We start from the raw sequence: 14,443 nt of genomic DNA, 5'->3' as shown, positions 1-14,443 counted from the left end.
TTAATCCTTGACTTAGAGTATAGTCTAAAATTTATACTTTCATTGTAATCATTTTGGAGGTGAATGTAAATGTCTGATAATTATTTTAAAACAGGTTTAGAAAATTTAAAGAAAATCGATGGGACTGCAGGCAGTAACGTCATCGAAAATCTCAGTGATATTGCTCCTGATTTGGCCCGCTATATCATTGAATTTGCTTTTGGCCAGATTTACGAACGTCCCGGGCTCAGTCTGCAGGAACGAGAACTGCTGACGCTGTCCAGCCTTTTGACTGCAGGCGGCTGCGAAGCCCAGCTGCAGGTACATATCAACGCAGCATTACATTTTGGCATAAAAGAAGACAAAATTATCGAAGCATTTCTGCACTGCATACCTTATACGGGTTTCCCTAAAGTCCTCAATGCTGTTGCCGTAGCCGGACAGATATTCTCTGGCAAATAAATTTGCAGTAATCGACTGTACTGCTTATACTTAAAGTATCATTAATATTTTAAGGAGCAATTATATGCAATTACAGATTCTACCACAAACCTTTGCTGTGTGCCAGATTCAAGATACTTCTCAAATAAACTGGCAGATGCCGCTGTTTTTTTTTAGTAAAACTGCTGAAGAATTGTCCCTGGTCTGCCCTGAAACCGACCTTCCTGCAGCAGTTCTGCAATGCGAACGAGGCTGGCGGGCTTTAAAGATCTGCGGCGTACTTGATTTTGCTTTAGTCGGTATCCTCGCTAAAATTTCCAGTCTGCTGGCAAATGCCGGTATCAGTATTTTTGCCGTTTCAACCTATAATACTGACTATATCCTTATCAAAGAATCCCATCTGCAGAAGGCTGCTGCTGCATTAAGAACCAACGGCTATCAGATAACAGCATAAAAGCAAAAAGCGATGTTTCAAATGAAACATCGCTTTTTATTATATGTACAGCTTATCATTACAACTATAGATCTCATAACACAGCTTACTTTTTAAGCCTACGATCGTTCTTCAAAAAACGTTCTAAATACACCATATCTTTAAGCTGTATGCCATTTTCAAAAATCGGCTGAGGATAATTATCTGTAAAAAAATTTTTTATCACATGGCTTCTTCTAAAACCACAGGCTTGATAAAAATTCAGCGTTTCAAAAACATCACCTGTTCCGACCAGCATTCTTGTTCCCAAGCGACTATACAAGCGGCACATTTCTGTCATTAAAAAACGTCCATAACCACTACGTTGTTCCTGCGGCCATACCGCCAGGTTTTTGACTTCAAACACATCCTCTTTTTCCTGGGTCACGACCACTGTCGCCTTCAAATCTCCCTTATATAAAGCAAACAGATCTCCTCTCTTCAGATAACGATCCAGCATTTTCTCGTCTTCGTCCCCCAGCAGTAATAATTGTAAAAAATCTTTTTTTGCTTCCAGTTCCAGCATTATTACAGTTCCATTCGATGCTGTCTTCAGCCATTTATCACGATCCAGCGTATAAAGAAAATGCGGCATTTCCTGACCTCGGTAAATTTTCACAAAATTACACATTGCCTTCATACCAAGTCCTTCTGCAATGTGCTGCGAAGCAAAATTATTCGTCCTGACCTGCGCCGTAAGCGTTTGCAGCTGCAGTTTACGAAAAGCATATTGACACAAAGCCGCAGTTCCTTCTCCTGCATAGCCTTGTCCCCAATATTTTTTGTTCAGAATATATCCTATTCCAATATATTGCTTACCTTCTGCCACTTCTTTCAGTATCCCCATCACCCCAATAAGACTGCCATCATTTTTTTTACGAACTGCCCAGTAGCTGTAACCATCACTGCTATAACGGCGAAGATTTTCATTCAACCAGGCCTGTGATTCTATTTTAGTAAAGCCATGTTCCCAGGCATACATGATCTCAGGATCACCAAGCAATATTTCCAGCTCTGGCAAATCAGCCTGTGTCAATTGAAAAAATTCCAGCCGTTCAGTTATTAAAAACGGCAGTATACATTTATCTCTCACCTGCCAACCACTCCATTTCTATTATTTCCCATTGTTCTCCTAAAAATTCGACAAGGACGTAATTTAAACATTTTCCACCTTCATCTTTCAGTTTTTATGTTCGTACTTATTATTTATTTGGCTTGCGTTTAAGATATAATAACTTTTTCAGATCAGTAAATAGGCGTTCATCCTGCAGTTCTATCATCAGCCATTTACCATCATGATACGTAGTTGCAGCATCATACGCCTGTACTATTGAATCAGAAAAATTTGCTCTGTCTTGTTCAAATTTTTCCCTTTCAGCTTTTCCCAAAATAACCATAAACCCTAAACAGCTTTCACGTAAATATAATCCACATAAAGTTCTGCCGCCGCGACGGTATTTATATTCATAACGCCAGCAACTGCCGCCTTTATTCCAGATGTGTTCCATATCATAATCGGCTTCAATCTGCCAACAAAGTTTCTTATAAATTTCAAATGTCGTCATCCCTAATAAAGCGCTTAACTCTTTCTGCGACAATGCCTTTTCCAGCATAAATTCTCTCCTATAAACAGCAGCCTTTATTTTAATTCTTTGGCCATAGTTATTGTTCTGGCAGCAAAACCATAATGTTCATAAAACCGCTCCGCTTCAGTATTCCCACAAACAACTTTCAGTTTCAACAGCTTCAAAGGCAGACGCTCAAGTCGTTCAAGCATCCATTGCATCAGCATCTTTCCCGCCCCCTGCCCACGCAGCTCCTGCCTGATATAAAGATAGTCAATACTGCCGCAGACATCAGTATGCGAAAAAACACAGAAACCTTTCCACCCATGATCAACAGCCAGAACTGCTGCGACAGTTTTGCCTGCGCTGATTCCCCGCTGCAGAGTCCTGATCTTTTCATCTGCACAAACCAGCGGATACAGCCCCCGGAAATTTAAAGCTGTCTGATTATGGTAATCTGCCAGCTCCAATAGTAAAGGTTTCAACGCACCAACTGTTTCCACCGTCAGCATTTCTATTTTTAACATCATCTATCCACCTTCCAGCTTTATCTCACACAGGCACGCACAAATTTTTCCGGCACATTCATTCTTACAGCAGCAGCTTCTATAGTCATGCCGCTATCAAGAAACCTTCTGCAGACAGACTTCATATTTTCACCCACCTCCAAGATATGAAAATCCGGGTCATAAAAGCGAATTACTCTTTGCCCCCAGCTATATTGCTGAACTGGATGTACATAAAAGATCCCTTTTATTGCTGCCAGCTTTTTTAAAAAATCATCGAGTTTATCTTCTTCAAAATAAAGTTCAGCAGCATTGCCGCCAAAACTGATACTTTGAAGATCCTTACTGATAAATTCACACCAGCTTTCTTGAGTCTGTAACGCTACTCCGCCTGTTAAAGTAACATTCGCACCCAGATCCATAGTAACTCTCAGTCCTAAAACTTCTTTATAAAATTTGACTGACCTTTCCATATTTTTTACAACCAGAAGTGCTGCCTGAAATTTCATTATGATCTACCTGCCTTCTTTATATTTTTAACCATCTTTCGCAGATATATACCTGAGATGCAAAACAGGAAACGGGTTGCCTTGTCCATCCAACTCAGACCGCGAATATTTTTTAAAACCTTGTTTCTGATAAAAACAATAGGCCTGCGGATTTTGTTCATTAACGTCGACTTCCGTCACTCCAAGCCCGCTGACAGCATGGCGCAGCAGCTTCGAACCAAATCCCTGCCCACGTTCACTGCTTGCGACAAATAACATTTCCAGCTTTATTCCGTCAATGCCCATGAAACCCTTATAACAGCTATCTTCAGCCTTAATAGCCCATAATTCAGGAATAGATTCCAAATTCTTGTATACCAACGGACGCAGCACTTTAATATCGCTCTCCCTCAAAAAATCATGTGTATGACGCACCGAATCTTCCCAAATAATCATTAATATTTCCAGCAAATTTCGTTCTCGTCTTACAATTTTTATTATTTCCATCTTTCTTTCCTTCACTATTTCCAAATATGAGTAAAAAGAGGATGTTTCACGTGAAACATCCTCTTCATAATGCTTCTGCACTTATAAACATTTAACTGCGGCGCACCATCTCAGAGGTTATTTCCTTCAATGTAAACGCACCGCACATCGCCATAGTATCTTTCAGTTCAGCAGCCAGTTTTTCGATATATACTTTGACACCCTCTTTCCCTCCGCCAAAAACAGCAGTAACAAAAGGACGGGCAATAACAACAGCATCAGCTCCCAAGGCCAGCGCTTTAAAAATATCAACACCACTGCGAACGCCGCCGTCAACAATAATACGCATCTTCCCGCCTACTGCCGCCGCTATCTCCGGCAATACTTCTGCCGTTGCGGCACACTGATCCAGGACACGTCCGCCGTGGTTAGAAACAATGATCGCCTGCGCTCCCGCCTGCTGCGCTTTTAACGCTGCTTTCGCCGTCATAATACCTTTTACAATAAATGGTACACCTGCCTGCTGCGCAATTTCTGCCAGTTCAGAAACGGATTTGCTGCCGGCCGGCGGCATCATATTCTGTAAAAACGGTAATCCAGCAGCATCAATATCCATAGCTACGGCAAAAGCGCCAGACTCCTTTACCAGGGCCAGCTTTTCTTTAATCGTTTCCAGATTCCAGGGTTTGACAGTAGGTATACCCTGCCCGTCAACAGCTTTGATAGCCTGCGTCGCCGCTGCCATGACACTGCTGTCCAGACCGTCGCCTGTAAAAGCGGCAATACCATTTTCCGCACAGGCTGAAACCAGGACTTCATTATAAGTAACGTCACTATAAGCGTTACTGTAATGCATTGCTATTGCTCCTACAGGACCGGCAAAAAAAGGATAGCTGAAGTGCTTGCCAAACAGCTCCAAACCTGTATCTATCTGTTTTTTCTCACAAATAGTATCCATATTGACACGGATCTCCTGCCATTTCTGATAATTGCGGATAGCAGTATCTCCTATACCTTTCGCCCCTGGTCCTGGCATCGTATTTCTGCAGGCTACACCATTGCATATGGGACAAGCCTTACATTTAGTACCGATTTTTGTCCGCGCCGTTTCTAAAACCTCATTATAATCCATGGAATTGACCCTCCCTTATTCTCCTGTCACCTTGTTTCTATTTTACTACATTAGCTGGATTTGTACAGAACTATTCTTAAAAATACATAGAGAAAAGCAGTGATCTTTACAGACCACTGCTTCAGTAGGCTTAAAACAAACGCGGCTCTTTTGGTTTTTTAGTATTACGGATTCTTAAAGTCACCAGCACGTCACCGCCGTCAACATCCTGCTCCATTGATACGGGAATACCAACATCTTTTATCGTAGAAACTATTTGCTTAATGCTGTTAAGATAGATACGCACATCATTAACGATCACCAGACGCTTTTTCTTCGGAGTAACTTCGCCTTCATCTGTATCCAAATATTTTTTTACATATTCTTCTGTCTGACGCACACTGAAATTATTCTTTACAATCGTTTCTACAATCTGCAGCTGCTCTGCCTCTGTCGGCAGCTTAAGCAAAACTCTGGCATGCCTTTCTGTTAAGGCATTTTTGCGCAGAGACTCGCGTACAGGCTGCGGCAAACGCAATAAACGCAGCTTATTGGCAATAGTCGATTGTTTTTTACCAACCCGAGCCGCCATAGAATCCTGCGTCAGATGGAATTCGTTCATCAGCATTTCGTAGCCTTCGGCTTCTTCCAAATAATGCAGATCCTCTCGCTGCAGATTTTCGATCAAAGCTATCTCCGCAATCTGCTGTTGAGTATAATCACTGATAATAACAGGAATTTCACTCAAAGCTGCCATTTTGGAAGCACGCAGACGTCTCTCGCCGGCGATAAGCAGATAATTACCGCTGCCATCTTCCATGGGTGCTACCAAAAGCGGCTGCAAAACACCATATTGGGCAATAGATGCCGCCAGATCCTGTAAACCATCTTCATCAAATGTTTTACGCGGCTGGTAAGGATTCGGTATAACTTTAGCTAAAGGCACCCGTACTACCTCGATTGCTTTACTGCTATGCTTGGTACCCATTTCCGCACGTCCTGCTTCTAAAACAGAAAATCCATCATCAACTGTCATAAACTTAACCTCCACTATTTATTCCAGGGGTTGTTTGTCCGGCAAACCAGCTTTACGCGGATATGCCTTGGGAGTAGTTTTTATTTTGGCTATTTTCACAATAGCACGACCATCATTCAACCCAGGAAGCTTTACGGCGTCGGCACTTACCAGGCGCCCGCCCAAAATTTGCAGCGCTTTATCAGCAGCAGCTATCTCTTCCTGATATTTGCTGCCTTTTAGTGCAATAAAGCTGCCGTCTGTTTTTACTAACGGCAGGCAATATTCTGCCAAAACACTCAGTCTGGCAACTGCTCTTGCCGTCACCAGATCATACTTTTCACGATGCCTGGGATCTCTGCCGGCATCCTCGGCCCGTAAATGCACACAGCGAATACCTTTTAGTCCTAATTCAATAATAACCGTTTCCAAAAATTTCAGCCGTTTAGCCAGGGAATCAATCAAAGTTACTTTTAAAGAAGGGCAGTATATTTTCAGGGGGATACCAGGAAATCCTGCCCCTGTACCAACATCAGCTAAAGTTTTTTCACCAAACAGCTTCTCATCAAATGCCAGCAGAGAATCAATCATATGTTTAACGGCTACTTCTTCAGGCTCGGTTATCGCCGTCAGATTCATCACTTTATTCGTCTCCACAAGCAGTTCATAATAAGCACTGAATTGTTCCAGCTGCTGTGCTGTAAAGCTCAGTCCCGCTTCTTTCCCTTTCAACTGCATTATTTCAGCAAACGTCATGATTCATATTCCTTCCTGCGCATTACTTCCAACGCTATCATCAACACGCTGACGTCAGCCGGAGAAACGCCGGAAATGCGTGAAGCCTGACCGATTGAAGCAGGCTTCACTTTCGCCAGCTTCTCTACTGCTTCGGAAGACAGCTCTTTGATACTTAAATAATCGATATCAGCCGGTATTTTTTTATTTTCCAGCTTCAATGCTTTTTCCACTTCCTGTTTTTGCTTATTGATGTAACCTTCATACTTGGCAAAAATCTCTACCTGCTCGGCAACTACTTCCGGCAGCTCCGGCACTTCAAAAGCCTGCTGTAATTTTTCATAAGTCATTTCACTGCGGCGCAGCAGATCCAGCAGTGACATCCCCGAACGAATCGGCGCTGTTCCCAGCTCTGCCAATTTGGCAAGCACTTCCGCATTAGGAGGTAAATGTGTACTGCTCAAATTCTGCAATGTCCGTTCAAGCAAACTGCGTTTTGCAGTAAAAGCTTCGTAACGAACATCGTTTACCAGACCAACAGCTCTGCCTTTTTCCGTTAACCGAAGGTCAGCATTATCCTGACGCAGCAGCAGCCGGTATTCAGCACGCGAAGTCATCATGCGGTAAGGCTCATTCGTTCCTTTTGTAACCAGATCATCAATCAAAACACCTAAATAGCCTTCGCTGCGGCTTAAAATAAGCGGCTCTTTATTCCTTATTTTCTGCATGGCATTAACGCCGGCAAGAAGCCCCTGCGCGGCGGCTTCTTCATACCCACTGGTACCGTTCGCCTGACCGGCAGAAAAAAGTCCGCTGATAGCTTTATGTTCTAACGTCCGCTGCAATTGCAGCGGATCAAGACAATCATAATCAATAGCATAACCGGCGCGCATCATCCGGCAATTTTCCAAACCGGGTATAGTCTGCATAAACTGCAGCTGAACATGTGCGGGCAAAGATGATGACATTCCCTGCACATACATTTCATTTGTACGTAGCCCTTCCGGTTCCACAAATAACTGATGCCGTTCCTTATCGGCAAAACGTACGATTTTAGCTTCAATAGAAGGACAATAGCGTGGACCGACGCCTTCGATCATACCATTGAACATACCTGACAAATGCAGATTATCACGAATTATCTTATGAGTATCAGCATTGGTATAAGTCAGCCAGCAGGGAATCTGCTTTCTCTCCGTAATCGTACTCATAAAAGAAAAATTACGTACCTGTTCATCGCCATATTGAGCTTCCATTCTGCTGTAATCCAGGCTGCGGGCATCGATTCTCGCCGGCGTACCCGTTTTAAAACGCATCAGCTCTACTCCATTCTCTAATAAAGAAGACGACAGTTTATTGGCTGAGCGCAATCCGTTAGGTCCTGATTCATAATTTACCTGACCATAAACAATACGCCCGCGCAGATAAGTGCCGGTAGCTAAAATGACGCACTTCGCTTCAAAAACTTCGCCCGTTTCAGCCTCTACACCAACTACAGCTCCATTTTCAACTAATAATCTGTCGATCATCAATTGTTTAACATCCAGATTTTCCTGGTTTTCCACAACCTGCTTCATCAAAGTATGATAAAAAGGCTTATCAGCCTGAGCTCTTAACGCATGGACAGCATAACCTTTACCTGTATTTAAAAGCCGCATCTGAATACAGGTTTCATCAGCAGTTAGACCCATCTGACCGCCTAAAGCATCAATCTCACGCACTAAATGACCCTTAGCCGGGCCGCCGACAGAAGGGTTACAGGGCATCAAAGCAATATTATCCAAAGACAAAGTAGCAAGAAGAGTCCTGCCGCCAAGGCGTGCAGCCGCCAGGGCCGCTTCTACTCCGGCATGACCTGCACCGATAACGACGACATCATAATTATCAGTAATATACATTTTGTCACCTACAACCTAAACTCTTATTTCCCAACACAGAATTTTGAAAAAATCTCATTGATGATTTCATCCTGAAGAGTATCACCTGTAATCAAACCCATAGCATCGATCGCTTTATGCAGATCAATGACCAGACAATCATATGGCAGCATCGATGCCGCTGCTCTGATTGCTTCTTCTACACTTAACAAAGCTTCACGCAGCAGATTCTCGTGACGTGTATTTTGTACATAAGCACCACCAGATATAGCATGCTCTGAACCATAAACATAACTTTGCAGCCAGGCAGTAAACTGTTCCAGCCCACCGCCGGTTTTTGCAGATAAAAGCAGTACTCTATCTTTACCAAAGCGTTTCTGTAAAGCTGTTAAATCATTTACCTGCGGTCGATCACCTTTATTTACTATTATAACACAGGGCTTACCTGCAACTGCATTTAAAATTTCTTCATCTTCTTCATTTAAAGGCTGAGATCCATCCAAAACTACTACAGCCAATTCTGCTTTGTCAAGACGTTCCTTACTCCTGGCAACCCCTATCTTCTCAACATAATCTTCTGTCTGCCTGATGCCGGCAGTATCAACTAATACCAATGGCACACTGCCAAGCAATAACTGTTCTTCAATTACATCGCGCGTAGTTCCGGCATATTCTGAAACAATAGCCCTTTCCTCACTGAGCAGAGCATTTAAAAGACTTGATTTGCCTACGTTAGGACGACCGACAATTACTGTCTGCAGACCTTCGCGTAATATTTTACCGGTATGAGCATGTTTAAGCAGATATTCCAGTTCCTGTTTGACCTTTTCCATACCTTCACTGACAGTATTAAAAGTTATTTCCTCAATATCTTCTTCCGGATAATCAATAACTGCTTCCAGATTTACTACAATATCTAATAAATTACGGCGCAGACCTTTGATTTTTTTAGACAGTTGGCCATCCTGTTGACGTACTGCCATTTTTAAAGAAGCTTCACTGCGTGATTTAATAATATCCATAACTGCTTCCGCCTGGATCAGATCTATACGTCCGTTTAAAAAAGCTCTCTTTGTAAACTCGCCCGGTTCAGCCGGACGAGCGCCCATTTTATAGGTTAGACCCAGGATAGTTTTTAACGATTGTAAACCGCCATGACTTTGTATTTCCACTACATCTTCTGCAGTATAGGAATGTGGTCCCTGCATATAAACAGCAAGCACCTCGTCTATTTTACTATTTTCTTCATCAACTACATGACCATAAACAAGCAGATGCGGTGTATGTTCGGTCAATTTTTTACCCGAAGCTGATCGAAACAGCTTATCACCTATCGCAGCAGCCTCAGTACCACTGATGCGTATTATTCCTACCGCGCCTTCACCTAAAGCCGTAATAACGGCGCTGATTGTTTCGTTAGTTTCAGAAACTGTATGTTTCTTTGCCATAATTACTCTCCAATAGAGAAACCCAGTAAAATAAATTACTGGGTCTCAGACACAAATTATTTTTTTAATTCGATTACTACCTTACGATAAGGTTCTTCACCTTCGCTTAAAGTGGTAATGCGGCGATCATTCTGCAACGCCATATGAATAATCTTTCTTTCATGAGGGTTCATCGGTTCAAGAACTACTCTTTCACCGTTACGTTTAACTTTATCAGCAAGACGTACAGCCAAACGGCTCAATGTTTCTATTCTCCGCTCACGGTAATCTTCAACATCGATAATAATACGAATTCTTTCACTGGAATTTTTATTAGCCACGAGATTAGTCAGATATTGCAGAGCATCCAAAGTCTGTCCGTGTTTGCCGATCAGTATCCCCATATCTGGACCATGCAATTTTAAAGTAACAGTACTATCAGCTTTATTAACGAATTTTTCCATAACCACTTCAATTTTCATGGAATGGAATATTTTCTGTAAAAATTCCTTACCGGCCTGGACTGCTTCTTCATCAACTACAAATTCTTTTTTTACTGCTGCTTCTGTATCTGTGTCTACAACAGTATTTTTATATTCTTCTTTACCGGCCTGAACGTCAGCTTTAATATTATCTAAAGCTTCTTCAACAACATCGCCAATTTTAGCAGCAGCATCTTTTAAAGTAACACGAATTTTAGCTTTTTTAGAAAATAAACCAAATAAACCGTTTTTCGCTTCTTCAATAACTTCGATATTTACTTTATCCCGAGTAGTTTTTAACTCATTCAAAGCCTGTTCTAAAGCTTCATCAACATTTTTTCCTGTTTTTTCTAGGAAACCCATCTTTTTCGCCTCCTGTAGCAATTATTTTACAGTAGCCTTATTCATCAGTGCCTGCTGACCGATCTGCATCAGGTTCATAACAACCCAGTAAAGCACCAGACCAGCTGGGAAGCTAAAACTGATATAGCCGATAAAAAGCGGCATAAAATACAGCATCATCTTATTTTGTGCTGAAGAAGTATCCGGCATAGTCTGTTTTGACTGCACAAAAGTAGTCAAAGCTGATAAAACCGGCAGTATATACATCGGATCCGGATTAGAGATACTTTGAATCCATAAAAAATTAGCCGGTCCAACATAATGAAAATCACGAATACCATAGAAAATACCGATCATAATCGGCATTTGTACTAATAACGGCAGACAGCCAGCTAAAGGATTGACATTTTCCTGTTTATAAAGGTTTGCCAGTTCCATATTCAAACGTTGTTTATCGTTCTTGTATTTTTCCTGGATAGCTTTCATTTTAGGCTGCATAGCCATCATTGCTTTTGTTGATTCGATTTGTTTTTTTGTTAAAGGATACAACAGTATTTTAACAATAATCGTCATAATGATAATTGCCAGGCCATAATTAGGTAAACCTACAGTAGCAGTCATATTATAAAGTACCGTAATAACCTGCTGAACAATATTACTGAGAAAGTCCAAGATATCACTCCTTAGAGGTTAGTGTATATATTTACTACTTTAATTTGCATTATCAAGTTGTTAACTAACAGGGTCATAACCGCCCGGATGAAAAGGATGACATTTTGCTATCCTTTTAACTGCCAGCCAGCCGCCCTTTAAAGCGCCTTTTTTTCGGATAGCTTCAATGGCGTACTGAGAGCATGTAGGATAAAACCTGCATGTAGGCGGAAATAACGGTGAAATAAATAACTGATAAAAACGGATACAAACAATCATCAATGTTTTCACAGAAATTCACCTTACTTCAATAAAACGGCTCTTTTAGCTAAACGCATAAATACTCGATCATAAGTTTTTAAATCTGCAGCAGCCAGTTTTTTACGAGCTACCCAAATAAGCTGTATATTCGTCAACAATTCCGATTTATGATGACGAAATACTTCTCTCATCATTCTTTTGACACGATTACGTACTACGGCGTTACCAATTTTTTTACCGACAGCAAAACCAATCTTAGGACCTTCTGCGTCTAAAGGTAAAACATAAAGTACAGATAAACTGTCAACGACAGAACGTCCGGTAGTATACACCAATTGAAAACCGGCTTTAGACTTGATTCGATTTTTTTTAGGAAAAGTGAACTTTTTTCTTGGTTCCAAATTCTTGCACCTGCCCGCATGGAAAAAATAGGCCACTCTCGCGGCCTATTTTTATGATATTATGCAGACAATTTCTTTCTGCCTCTAGCACGTCTTCTTTTGAGAACTTGACGACCGCCCAAAGTTTTCATTCTTTCTCTAAAACCATGGGTTCTTTTTCTTCTAAGGTTGTTAGGTTGAAAAGTACGTTTCATGAAATCTTACCTCCTTACCACTCACTAGTTTTATCAAATTCTATATTGATTTGAATTGATAGCTACAGAAATTATATTAGAAACGACTTAAAGTGTCAAGAATAAAGCAGTTAGTTAAAGAAATTTTTATTATTTTCTATCCTTCAAAATTTTCTTCTCAATTAAAAATTGCTAATAACTCTTAATTTTGATAGAATATAGTGATAGTAATAATAGTCTTACTATGTCATTTTTTATATTTTACAGCGACAGAAAACCGACTGTAGGATTTTTTATAAGCCTTGCTATTATTTTTTGTCTCAAATTATTATTTCAACGCCTTACAAGCCGTTTATGAGTAGCCACAGGAAGGATGTATTTTATGAGCTCGTACGATTTAGCAGAGGTTTGGGTAAAATTCCTGGAAAAATTCCATGAATCTACCAGTGAAAATGTTTATAATGCCTGGATCAAACCTTTGATTCCCTTAGAAATAACAGATACCTACTTAAAAGTAGGCGCCAAAAATAATTTTACAAAAAAATGGCTTGAAGAAACGTATACTACAGTCATTGAAGGTATGCTTGCCAGTATTACCGGCACAAACCTGCAGTTTAAAATTGAAAACCTTGATTTGAAAACTGAAGAACTCCCTATAAATTCAGCAGAAACTACTCCAGTACAAACTGAAAACAGGTCTCTGCTTCCTGAGGCAGTTCTGCCGCCTGTAAAAAACAGTTTTACCCAGCAAGATCTTTTTGAAGATGATATCCAAAGCAACCTTAACCCAAAATATATCTTTGAAACTTTCGTTATCGGCAATTCCAACAGGTTTGCTTATGCAGCAGCTCAAGCTGTAGCTTCAAATCCTGCTAAAGCCTATAATCCACTTTTTATTTATGGCGGTGTCGGTCTAGGTAAAACACACTTGATGCATGCGATTGGCAATCAGATAAAAATAAATGATTCCAAAATGAAAATCTTATACATCTCAAGTGAAAAATTTACCAATGAAATAATTAATTCTATTCAAAATAAAAATACAGATGCTTTCAGAAAAAAATATCGTAATATCGATTGCTTAATTATCGACGATATTCAATTTTTAAAAAATAAAGAAATGACACAGGAAGAATTCTTTCATACTTTCAACACCTTATACGAAGCTAACAAACAGATTATCATATCCAGCGACCGTCTTCCGCGTGAAATCGAAACGCTGGAAGACCGATTGCGTTCACGTTTTGAATCAGGACTTCTCGCAGATATTCAATCTCCAGATCTGGAAACAAGAATCGCTATTTTGAGAAAAAAAGCAGAATCAGAAAACATCTCTATTCCTCATGATGTTATTTCTCTTGTTGCATCCAGCATTGACACCAATATACGTGAAATAGAAGGCGCTTATACAAAAATAGTAGCCTATGCTTCATTGATGGGAAGTCCGATAACTATAGATCTGGCAAAAAAAATACTTGACGCTATGGGAACCAGCACTAAAAACAAACAAATTACTTTTGACGATATCATTCAGGTTACATCTGATTATTTCAAAATCAAAAAAGAAGAATTTTTTACAAAAAAACGTACTCAAAATATTGCTTATCCAAGACAGATAGCAATGTATCTGTGTCGTGAAATGGCTGATTTTTCTTATCCCCGAATTGGTGAGTTTTTTGGAGGCCGCGATCACACTACTGTTATCCATGCATATGAAAAAATCGTAAAAAAGATCAAAGAAGATCCTAATTGTGAAAAAACTATTACTTACCTTGTAGATAAATTAAAACAATAACTTTCAAAATTCTACCATTATATAATACTTATCTACAGTTTCTGTGGATAAGTTGCGTTATTTCTGTGGATAAACAGTTAATAAAAAGCATCACACAAAAAACTGTTGATAATGTTAATAAATTTTCCCAATTATCCACACTTATATCAACAAGTTTCATAAAAGCTTTTATCAGTGTTTTTAGGCTGTTTCCACATATTCACACTCCCTACTACGACGTCTACTAAGATTTTAAA

Annotated in this window: 18 protein-coding genes and 1 pseudogene; 3 read left to right on the top strand and 16 right to left on the bottom strand. The window is 40.3% G+C overall.

Annotated elements, in window-relative coordinates; all coding sequences use genetic code 11:
- Nucleotides 1–69: 69 nt before the first annotated feature.
- Entirely contained in the window at nt 70–441 is a 372-nt protein-coding gene (locus tag PFJ30894_RS02260) for a carboxymuconolactone decarboxylase family protein (protein ID WP_125668918.1), read from the top strand.
- A gap of 64 nt (nt 442–505) precedes the next feature.
- Complete coding sequence (locus PFJ30894_RS02255) at nt 506–874, top strand: ACT domain-containing protein (RefSeq protein ID WP_046430423.1); 369 nt, start codon at nt 506–508, stop codon at nt 872–874.
- Between the two features lie 85 nt (nt 875–959).
- On the opposite strand, the gene PFJ30894_RS12080 is transcribed toward PFJ30894_RS02255, so the two are convergent.
- The 16 genes and pseudogenes from PFJ30894_RS12080 to rpmH form a co-directional block, all read right to left on the bottom strand.
- Nucleotides 960–1,418 (bottom strand): GNAT family N-acetyltransferase, encoded by a 459-nt coding sequence (locus PFJ30894_RS12080; protein ID WP_367998608.1) that lies wholly within the window; start codon nt 1,416–1,418, stop codon nt 960–962.
- A gap of 168 nt (nt 1,419–1,586) precedes the next feature.
- Nucleotides 1,587–1,985, bottom strand: a pseudogene (locus tag PFJ30894_RS12075) (GNAT family N-acetyltransferase); the annotation flags it as partial.
- A 109-nt stretch (nt 1,986–2,094) separates the two neighbouring features.
- On the bottom strand, nt 2,095–2,505 hold the full coding sequence (locus PFJ30894_RS02245) for a DUF3788 domain-containing protein (protein ID WP_125668916.1): 411 nt from the start codon (nt 2,503–2,505) through the stop codon (nt 2,095–2,097).
- A 26-nt stretch (nt 2,506–2,531) separates the two neighbouring features.
- On the bottom strand, nt 2,532–2,987 hold the full coding sequence (locus PFJ30894_RS02240) for a GNAT family N-acetyltransferase (RefSeq protein ID WP_125668915.1): 456 nt from the start codon (nt 2,985–2,987) through the stop codon (nt 2,532–2,534).
- Nucleotides 2,988–3,004: 17 nt separating this feature from the next.
- Nucleotides 3,005–3,472 carry a VOC family protein gene (locus PFJ30894_RS02235; RefSeq protein ID WP_125668914.1) on the bottom strand — a complete coding sequence of 156 codons (468 nt, stop codon included), beginning with the start codon at nt 3,470–3,472 and terminating at the stop codon, nt 3,005–3,007.
- Between the two features lie 27 nt (nt 3,473–3,499).
- On the bottom strand, nt 3,500–3,958 hold the full coding sequence (locus PFJ30894_RS02230) for a GNAT family N-acetyltransferase (protein WP_125668913.1): 459 nt from the start codon (nt 3,956–3,958) through the stop codon (nt 3,500–3,502).
- Nucleotides 3,959–4,049: 91 nt separating this feature from the next.
- Nucleotides 4,050–5,069 carry an alpha-hydroxy-acid oxidizing protein gene (locus PFJ30894_RS02225; protein WP_125668912.1) on the bottom strand — a complete coding sequence of 340 codons (1,020 nt, stop codon included), beginning with the start codon at nt 5,067–5,069 and terminating at the stop codon, nt 4,050–4,052.
- Between the two features lie 130 nt (nt 5,070–5,199).
- Nucleotides 5,200–6,084, bottom strand: coding sequence for a ParB/RepB/Spo0J family partition protein (locus PFJ30894_RS02220; RefSeq protein WP_021718813.1), 885 nt, complete (start codon nt 6,082–6,084; stop codon nt 5,200–5,202).
- Nucleotides 6,085–6,102: 18 nt separating this feature from the next.
- A complete protein-coding gene (rsmG, locus tag PFJ30894_RS02215; RefSeq protein WP_021718814.1) occupies nt 6,103–6,819 on the bottom strand; it encodes a 16S rRNA (guanine(527)-N(7))-methyltransferase RsmG in 717 nt (238 codons plus the stop codon).
- Entirely contained in the window at nt 6,816–8,696 is a 1,881-nt protein-coding gene (mnmG, locus tag PFJ30894_RS02210; protein WP_125668911.1) for a tRNA uridine-5-carboxymethylaminomethyl(34) synthesis enzyme MnmG, read from the bottom strand. The genes rsmG and mnmG overlap by 4 nt, the downstream gene beginning before the upstream one ends.
- 23 nt (nt 8,697–8,719) lie before the next feature.
- Nucleotides 8,720–10,123, bottom strand: a complete 1,404-nt coding sequence (gene mnmE / locus PFJ30894_RS02205) for a tRNA uridine-5-carboxymethylaminomethyl(34) synthesis GTPase MnmE (RefSeq protein WP_125668910.1) — start codon at nt 10,121–10,123, stop codon at nt 8,720–8,722.
- A 56-nt stretch (nt 10,124–10,179) separates the two neighbouring features.
- Complete coding sequence (gene jag / locus PFJ30894_RS02200) at nt 10,180–10,947, bottom strand: RNA-binding cell elongation regulator Jag/EloR (RefSeq protein ID WP_125668909.1); 768 nt, start codon at nt 10,945–10,947, stop codon at nt 10,180–10,182.
- A 21-nt stretch (nt 10,948–10,968) separates the two neighbouring features.
- Nucleotides 10,969–11,598 (bottom strand): YidC/Oxa1 family membrane protein insertase, encoded by a 630-nt coding sequence (locus PFJ30894_RS02195; RefSeq protein ID WP_021718818.1) that lies wholly within the window; start codon nt 11,596–11,598, stop codon nt 10,969–10,971.
- A 60-nt stretch (nt 11,599–11,658) separates the two neighbouring features.
- Nucleotides 11,659–11,868: a membrane protein insertion efficiency factor YidD gene (yidD, locus tag PFJ30894_RS02190; protein ID WP_113077623.1), complete on the bottom strand. Its 210-nt coding sequence runs from the start codon at nt 11,866–11,868 to the stop codon at nt 11,659–11,661.
- An 11-nt stretch (nt 11,869–11,879) separates the two neighbouring features.
- A complete protein-coding gene (gene rnpA, locus PFJ30894_RS02185; protein WP_113077624.1) occupies nt 11,880–12,239 on the bottom strand; it encodes a ribonuclease P protein component in 360 nt (119 codons plus the stop codon).
- Nucleotides 12,240–12,298: 59 nt separating this feature from the next.
- Nucleotides 12,299–12,433, bottom strand: a complete 135-nt coding sequence (gene rpmH, locus PFJ30894_RS02180; RefSeq protein WP_021718820.1) for a 50S ribosomal protein L34 — start codon at nt 12,431–12,433, stop codon at nt 12,299–12,301.
- Nucleotides 12,434–12,794: 361 nt separating this feature from the next.
- On the opposite strand from rpmH, the gene dnaA reads away from it, so the two are divergent.
- The gene (gene dnaA, locus PFJ30894_RS02175; RefSeq protein WP_125668908.1) at nt 12,795–14,207 is read left to right on the top strand and encodes a chromosomal replication initiator protein DnaA; all 1,413 of its coding nucleotides are present in this window, start codon (nt 12,795–12,797) and stop codon (nt 14,205–14,207) included.
- Nucleotides 14,208–14,443: the final 236 nt, after the last annotated feature.

This window comes from Phascolarctobacterium faecium (genome assembly GCF_003945365.1).
In the GTDB taxonomy this organism is placed as follows: domain Bacteria; phylum Bacillota; class Negativicutes; order Acidaminococcales; family Acidaminococcaceae; genus Phascolarctobacterium; species Phascolarctobacterium faecium.
This window is presented reverse-complemented; position numbering and strand designations above follow the sequence as displayed.